This is a genomic window from Aeromicrobium sp. CF3.5 (assembly GCF_051262695.1).
Taxonomy (GTDB): domain Bacteria; phylum Actinomycetota; class Actinomycetes; order Propionibacteriales; family Nocardioidaceae; genus Aeromicrobium.
This window is the reverse complement of record NZ_JBIMEZ010000017.1, coordinates 1-6,553: the sequence shown is the minus strand read 5'-3', so window position 1 is coordinate 6,553 and position 6,553 is coordinate 1. Positions and strand designations below refer to the sequence as shown.

Annotated in this window: 8 protein-coding genes; 1 reads left to right on the top strand and 7 read right to left on the bottom strand. The window is 65.1% G+C overall.

From position 1 onward, the window contains the following. Nucleotides 1-20 precede the first annotated feature (20 nt). Complete coding sequence (locus tag ACHAA3_RS16680) at nt 21-293, top strand: hypothetical protein (RefSeq protein WP_435710221.1); 273 nt, start codon at nt 21-23, stop codon at nt 291-293. A 216-nt stretch (nt 294-509) separates the two neighbouring features. On the opposite strand, the gene ACHAA3_RS16675 is transcribed toward ACHAA3_RS16680, so the two are convergent. From ACHAA3_RS16675 to ACHAA3_RS16645, 7 genes are all read right to left on the bottom strand, one after another. Beyond that, the gene (locus ACHAA3_RS16675) at nt 510-1,136 is read right to left on the bottom strand and encodes a GOLPH3/VPS74 family protein (RefSeq protein WP_435710220.1); all 627 of its coding nucleotides are present in this window, start codon (nt 1,134-1,136) and stop codon (nt 510-512) included. A 51-nt stretch (nt 1,137-1,187) separates the two neighbouring features. Beyond that, on the bottom strand, nt 1,188-1,904 hold the full coding sequence (locus tag ACHAA3_RS16670; protein ID WP_435710219.1) for an ABC transporter permease: 717 nt from the start codon (nt 1,902-1,904) through the stop codon (nt 1,188-1,190). Nucleotides 1,905-1,931: 27 nt separating this feature from the next. Further along, the gene (locus ACHAA3_RS16665; RefSeq protein ID WP_435710218.1) at nt 1,932-2,816 is read right to left on the bottom strand and encodes an ABC transporter ATP-binding protein; all 885 of its coding nucleotides are present in this window, start codon (nt 2,814-2,816) and stop codon (nt 1,932-1,934) included. A gap of 129 nt (nt 2,817-2,945) precedes the next feature. Beyond that, nucleotides 2,946-3,548: a response regulator transcription factor gene (locus tag ACHAA3_RS16660; RefSeq protein ID WP_435710217.1), complete on the bottom strand. Its 603-nt coding sequence runs from the start codon at nt 3,546-3,548 to the stop codon at nt 2,946-2,948. Beyond that, nucleotides 3,545-4,714 carry a sensor histidine kinase gene (locus tag ACHAA3_RS16655; RefSeq protein WP_435710216.1) on the bottom strand — a complete coding sequence of 390 codons (1,170 nt, stop codon included), beginning with the start codon at nt 4,712-4,714 and terminating at the stop codon, nt 3,545-3,547. Before ACHAA3_RS16655 ends, ACHAA3_RS16660 begins: the two co-directional genes overlap by 4 nt. Before the next feature lie 174 nt (nt 4,715-4,888). Further along, a complete protein-coding gene (bla, locus tag ACHAA3_RS16650; RefSeq protein WP_435710215.1) occupies nt 4,889-5,872 on the bottom strand; it encodes a class A beta-lactamase in 984 nt (327 codons plus the stop codon). A 177-nt stretch (nt 5,873-6,049) separates the two neighbouring features. Then, entirely contained in the window at nt 6,050-6,457 is a 408-nt protein-coding gene (locus tag ACHAA3_RS16645; RefSeq protein ID WP_435710214.1) for a RidA family protein, read from the bottom strand. Nucleotides 6,458-6,553 lie beyond the last annotated feature (96 nt).

Here is a 6,553-nt window from a genome sequence, read left to right as displayed (position 1 = left end):
TCTAGACCGATCGCGGACGCATGGAGACGCCGTCGGTGGTCTGCGCAGCCGGCGCATGGTCGTCCACGATCGGCACGTGGGTCGGCGTCGACCTGCCGGTGCGGCCCCCTGCGCCGCCAGATCGTGGTGACCGAGCCGGTGGACGGACTGGATCCGGCGACCCCGTCGACGATCGACTTCTCTCGACGTCGTTCTACTTCCACCACGAAGGACGTGGGCTCCTCATCGGCAAGCACGAGAGCGAGGACGTCTGGGACCACGACCTCTCACCGTCGCCTGGCCAACCGGGCTGAACGCCCGTCCCTCGAGCTGGAAGGGCGTGCAGCGCGTGATGACCGCTCTCGCCCCGAGAAGCTCGTTCGACACCGACTCGGGATTGTTGAGCAGCTCAGATCCGCCGCTACGGTAGCTGGTCCGAGTGACGCGGGAGGCGGCTTGTCCGCCGCGCCTGATGCTCCTGAGGACGGTATGGACTTCACGAGTGCTCGTCCTCGTGGTTCCCTCGGCCCTCAGGTCGTCCTGGGCAGCACGGTTGCTGCGACCACGACGTTGTTGATCACGGTGGCGGTCACCGTTCGTGCGACGGCTTCCGCAGCGGCGCCTGCGCCCCAGTTGCCGTTCTCGAGCTCCTTCGCGCGTGCGATGACGGTGGATGTCCAGGGGATCTCGTGGTGGAGCTGAGGGAGTGTTCCGCTGCCCGAGAGGAGTGCGAGGACTGCGGCGGTTCGTGCTGTGGGTTTCTCGCCGTCCACCAGAACCCTCCGTGCCTGGTCGAGCAGCTGGACGCGGCGCTCGTTCGCCCCGCCCCGCAGAGCGGTGGTGCGAAAGATGAACAAGGTCTTGTGGGGGACTCGCTGGATGTCACCCCGCTCGACGAGGCGCTGGAGCACCGGTGCTCGCAAGGGTGGTCCAGTGGCCGCCAAGACGGTCTGGACCGAACGAGGCTTCAGGGCGATGTCCACGTGACCCTGCATTGCGAGCTCGGCCAGCACTGCTCCTGCCAGCGAGTAGAACAGAGTGTTCTCGTCCACTATGGTCCCTGACTGCGGCTGGAAGAGCATGAGAAGCAGGTCCTCAGCAAGGGTCGGGGTGGGGGAGTTCGCGGTGATCGCGCTGGCGTCGTCAGGGTGAATCATGATGCTCCTCAAGGCGAACATGGGTTGGGGAACGAGCGGTAGGCCCGAGTTCTAGCGGCGCGGTTCCCAGCGGAAGTACTTCAGGGCGAGCAGCGCCGAGACGATGACCCAGACCAAGGTGGGCACGACAAGCTGCGCAATGTCGGCTCCGGCGATGACTCCGTCCCACGCTCCGCCGACGAGCTCGGTGGCAGCACCTCCGGGAAGGACGCGCTTGATGACCGTGAGGTCCTCTGTACCAGTGATGCCGACCCAGTTGACGACGGCGATCACACCCAGGCTGATCGGTAGCGTCGACACCTGCGCCTGCTCCGGCGAGCTCGTCACGCCTGCGGTGGCGAGGCCCAGCCCGATCATCATGGCCAGGACGAGCAACGACCCGATCACGGTGAGGGTGATCTGGCGCGGCGGATCGGTGACGACCCCCAGCGCCGCCAGGACAAGAGTGATCTGAACAGCAGCGACAGCCGCAGGCGGGAGCACCAACCCGCTCAGGATGCTCGTGTCGCTCACGGCCGTGGACCGCAGGCGCTTGAGGAACAGTGTCTGTCGGCGACCGGCCAAGGACGTCACGACGACTGCGTAGAGGCCGAACGCGGCAATGGTGAAGACCACGAGGGCAGCGATGAAGCCCTGGCCGACCTCTTCGAAGATGTCGCGACGCCAGATGAAGAATGCGCTGGCGGCCGCAGGCATCACGAAGCTGGTGATCAGCACAGATCGGTTCCTCAGCGTCTGGGTGAGCTCGCTCCTGGCGATGTCAAGCATGGTCATGTCCTTTGGTAGGGGCGGGTGTCATCCGCGGTCGATCGACCGGAAGACGTCGTCGAGTCGGGTTGGTCCTGCTTGAAGCTCACTCACGGGAACCGATGCTGAATGGGCCCAGTTGAGCAGGGTGCGTAGGTCCTTCTCGAGGGTGAACGTCTCGATCCGATACGCGCCGTGATCGGCCCGCGTGGCCTCCAGCGGTGGTGTCGGCGCGTCTGTTGGTAGATGGAAGTCAATGACGGCAGGCAATGTGCTGGTGAGTTCGAGCACCGTTCCTTCGCGGTGGAACCGGCCCTGGTGCATGAGTCCTATGCGGTCCGCGCGCTGCTGCGCCTCCTCCAGGTAGTGGGTCGTCAGAACCACGGTGGAGCCGTCCTCGCGTAGCCGATCCACGGCGTCCCAGAGGTCGTCTCGGGACTGGATGTCCAGCCCGGTGGTGGGTTCATCGAGAAAGATGAGCTCTGGCGCACCGTAGACAGCGGTGGCGAAATCCAGTCGCCTCTTCTCCCCGCCTGAGAGCTGTGAGACCCGGGTCCGTGCCTTGTGCTGAAGGCCGACGACGTCCAGGACCCGATCGACGTGGTCGGTGCGCTTGGACAGCCCTCCGATCAGACCGACGGTCTCCTTCGCGGTGAGATCGGGAGCGAAACCACTCTCCTGCAGCATGATGCCCATCCGGTGCCGCGTCTCGCGACGATTCCTCGGGTTGTGGCCCAGGACGCGCACCGATCCTGAGGTGGGATCTCGGTGCCCTTCGATCACCTCCAGTGCCGACGTCTTGCCGGCTCCGTTGGTTCCGAGCAGGGCGTACAGCTCGCCCTTTCCCACGTGGAAGGACAGGTCCTTCACGGCGTGGAACTCACCGTAGGTGAGGTTGAGTCCTTGGACGTCGATGACTGTCGTGGATGCCATGTACCCATGACATCTCGATCCGAGCTGGTGTCACAGGGTCGCGGCGTCAGCGATGTGAGTGACGGGAGTCAGGTGATGCAGATGACGTGATGTCACACGTTCGGCAGATGGCTGGCCGATCGCGAGGCGTCAGAGCCAGTCGTGCTCGCGTGCGTACCGGGCCGCCTCGTGTCGCGTGCGCGACTGCGTCTTGCTCATCGCGTGGGACAGGTAGTTGCGCACCGTTCCCTCGGCCAGGAACAGCTGGGCCGCGATCTCGGCGACCATGTAGCCCTCGCCCGTGAGCCGCAGGGCATCGACCTCTCGGTCCGTGAGCGGGCAGTCGTCCATCACTGCGCGGGCCGAGACCTCTGGGTCGACCCATCGATTCCCCGCGTGCAACGTCTCGATCACGGTGGCGATGTGTGCGGGCTCGGCGGCCTTGGTGACGAACCCCTGCACGCCGAGCTTCAGGGCCCGCCGTAGAACGCCCGGTTTGGCGTGACGCGTCAGCATGAGCACCACCTGGGTGGGATGCGCCTGTCGAATCGCCGACACCGCAGCCAAGCCATCGTCACCCGGCATCTCCAGGTCGATGACGAGGACGTCGGGCCGCTCGCGCAACGTCGTCTCCACCGCTTCGTGAGCCGTCGACGCCTCGGCGATGACCTCGATGTCAGCCTCCATCGGCAACAGCTGGGCCAGTGCATTGCGCAACAGCGCTTCGTCGTCTGCCAGGACGATCGTGATCATCGACGGGACCTCTCACTCGGCACGTCTGTGGATGGGGGCTGGTCACGACCGATGTCGTCGCGACCAAGTGTCACCGCAGTTCGGAAATTCTCGCCGTCCTGCCTGACGTCCAGGACCCCACCGCTCTGCGCGACCTTGTCGCGCAACGAGGCCAGCCCCCGAAGCTCCGGAATTCGCGTCTCGTTCGCTCCGTCGTTGGAGATCGCCAGACCGGTTGACCCCAGCCCGATGTGGACGTGCCGAGCCCGCGAATGTCGCAAGATGTTGGTGGTGGTCTCGCGGAGCACCTGGCTCAGCGTGTCGCTCCAACCGGAGCTCGCCTCACCGTCTCGACTGATGATGACCTCGGCGCCCGACGCTTCGAGCAGGTTGGTCGCATTGGCGATCTCCACCTCGAGATTGAGTCGCCGCTGACCGTAGGCCAGGGCGGTGGTCTTGCCGATCGTGTCCGTGACCAGCTCGTGGATCTCGCGCAGCTGGTCCTCGGCCCCGGCCGGATCCACTCGCAGCACCCTCTGGGCCAGCGCCACCTTCAGCTTCACGACGTGCAAGGTGTGGCCCTGGATGTCGTGCAGGTCGCCGGCGAAGCGGACTCGCTCGCGCATCACAGCCATCTCGGCCTCACGCTCTCGGGACTCCTCCAGGTCACGGACGACGTCGTAGAACGTCTGGTTGGGAAATCGCAACCCGATCACGACGGCCATGATCACTGCGGGGAGGACGACAAAGCCGATCAGGTCACTGCGAAGATCGTCAGGCGACCCCCACAACTTCGCCGACCCGACAGCGGCGACGAAGATGACCAACCCAGCCGCAGCGGTGAAACGCAGCCGCTTCAGCTCTGGGATGACCAGTGGTCCGACGATGAGCAGACCGATGTGCGCAGCACTGCTGTCAGCCACGAGAACCCCGAACACCCAGACGGCTCCGGCCACGAGCAGGCACGGCACGGCGACCATCATCAGTCTCCCGCCGGCCCACCAGACGAACCCCACGATGCCTGCCGTGACGCCGCAGGCAAGAACCAGTGCTTGCCACCAGTTCTGGGCGTCCAGGGCGATGTGCAGGATTCCCGCAGCCGTGATCATCGGAAGCAGCAGGATCAGGTTCAGGCGCTTCAACCGCGGTGTCGACTCCGGCTCGTGGGTGATGCGACGAACTACCACTGCGGCATCACTTTCACTCGGGTACACACTCGATCCCAGTATCGCGTGGGATTCATCAGTTGATCCAGTGACGTCGTGTCAAGAGCTTGTGGGCCGCACGTGGTGCTGAACCGCTGAGCGGTCACGAACTCTGTGAGCGGCGAATCGCGCCTCGAGGCGCCGCGCGTTCATCGATCAGCGGTACGAGTCCAGGACCAGGGCGGCTGCTTGTTCCACCAGTTCGTCCTCGTACTCGGCTCCAGGGTCGTCCTTCGCCGTGAAGATGCTGAGCACGATGGGTTGCCGACCTGGTGGTGTGACGAGGGCGATGTCGTTGCGGATCCCGCCGGCACCGCCGGACTTGTCCGCGACGACCCACCCCTCGGGCGCACCAGCTCGGATCAGGGTGTCGCCGGTCGCGTTTCCGCTCATCCAGTCCAGCCACACGGCCCGGTCGCTGGGCTTCAGCACGGCCTCGTCCAGGTAGGCCGCGAGATTGGTCGTGAACGCAGACGGTGTCGTGGTGTCGGCGGTGCTGTGAGGTTGGATGGTGTTGAGCTCCGGTTCGCCGTTGACGACCTCGGTCGCGGCATCACCGAGCTGTGCGAAGGTGGCGTCGAGTGCGGAAGGACCGCCGATGCGCTCGAGGACGAGGTTCATGGCGGTGTTGTCACTTTCGCGGACAGCCGCTTCCGCGAGATCTGCGAAAGTCAGCCCCTCGGCGACATGCTTGCTGGTGACGGGGGAGTAGCCCGCGGAGTCGACATCTGCCTGGTCCCAGGTCGCCAGCTCCTCACGATCTGCGGGTGCAACCTCGCGCAGAAGCTGAGCTGCGACAAAAGCCTTCACCGTGGACGCGTACCCGAAGCGTTCCGTAGCCCTGAACTCCACTCGCGTGCCGGTCTCCGTGTCGAGTGCGGCGATTCCGACGCGAGCGTCGAAGTCTGACTCCAAAGACTTCAGGGCAATCATCAACTGGGTGGTGTCGGTGACGTCCTGCGAGGTCACCAAAGGCGGCGTCGACGTCGACGTCGAGCCGCATCCTGCGAGGATCATGGCCGCGGCCATCGCCACGCCTGAGACGATCAGGACGCGACGGCCCCCGACCGGATGGGCGAAGCGGGTCACGGGCGCCCCTGCTTCGATGCAACGTGGGGGAGTGGTGTGGTCAAGGCTCATGCCACGAGCCTGGTCGCTGATCGTCGCAGCGACCAGTGTGCGATGTCACCAATCGAACGTGAGTTTCGTCCGGTGCAACGATGAAGAACGTCATCTGGCTCGAGCGCGAACGACGCGGGCAGAAGCGGAGACCGTCAAGCGCACTACGCGCTGAAACCGGAAAGCACTGTGGGTAGATCAATCGATGATGGCGGTCGCTTCAATCTCGACCAGAAGCTCTGGTGTCCACAGTGCCTGGACGCCGATCACGGTGATGGGCGGCAGCGGCGCGCTGTACCCGTCGGACGCCTGGGCACGGGCCGTTCCGTCGAGAAGCTGCTCGGCCATCTCGGGTGTCCAGCCGACCACGTAGATCGTCAGCCGAGCCACATCGCTGATGTGTCCTCCTGCGCCGGCCACTCCCACCGCGACATTGTGGAGCGCGGACTGGACCTGGCCTGCCAGATCTGTGGACGTCACCTCACCAGCAGGAGTCACTGCTGCCTGCCCAGCGAGTAGAAGGGTGCGGGAGCCGGTCGCTGAAGCGACGGGTGCGTAGTCGGCCTGCTGTAGTAGGCCCTCGGGGTGACTGAGAGTCACGGACATGTGAATCGCCTTTCTCGAAGTACGCGGAGCACCGTCGGGGTGCAAGGTGCGGACAACAGCCAACTCTAGCAGTGCTAGGGGAAATGCCTAGCACTG